Source organism: Bacillus sp. JJ783, assembly GCF_036963225.1.
Taxonomy (GTDB): Bacteria; Bacillota; Bacilli; order Bacillales; family Bacillaceae_G; genus Bacillus_A; species Bacillus_A cereus_U.
The window spans coordinates 54106-54734 of record NZ_JBALMG010000009.1 but is presented as its reverse complement, the minus strand read 5'-3'; the positions used below and the strand labels follow the sequence as shown (position 1 = coordinate 54734).

Below are 629 nucleotides of genomic sequence, written 5' to 3'. Positions count from 1 at the left end.
AGTTTAATAATTTATCTGTAGCTACATTTTCAGTATCACTTAAATCGACAAAATAATGAAGTTGCCACAGTTGACTCTTCTTAGCTTGCTTACTAACAGGTTTATCCCAAATAGGGTAAACCCTCATAGCCATTTTCCCTTTTTGGTTTTGAGTTTTTAATATTTTTTCTTTTAGAAGAATCTCTTTTGGAAAAATAAATTGTCCTAGTTTATTATCCGCTATACAAGTAATAACTAAAAGGTTAGGAGCCGAATCATAAGAAAATGCCTGATTGCTCATGGAGGCATTCTTCTCCCAAAAAGAAACAAATTGTCCAATCTTATTAGGCGTAATTTTTGATACCCTAAATCGGATGCTTCTATCATTTAGCTGGAATACCCTTCCTGCATATTCTGAATTTTGCTTTTCTTCTTTTCGTTTAGTAATTAATAGATTATTAGGTTTGTAAATCATTTCATCTAGTTTTTCAATTATATTACTAAAATTTGTCATGTAAACGCACCTTTTTTATTTTTCAGTATATCAAGAACATTCGTTCTTGTATATCAACCTTAAACAAATGATGGCTTTGAATAGTCTTTTCAAAGATTATTTGATCTACTCCATCCATAACTTCAAATTTACTTTT

General features: G+C 29.9%; 1 protein-coding gene. It reads right to left on the bottom strand.

The genetic code is table 11. The features are described from left to right. The coding region (locus V7038_RS02495; RefSeq protein ID WP_335468969.1) for a MepB family protein at positions 1-493 on the bottom strand (493 nt) is incomplete at its 3' end. Positions 494-629 lie beyond the last annotated feature (136 nt).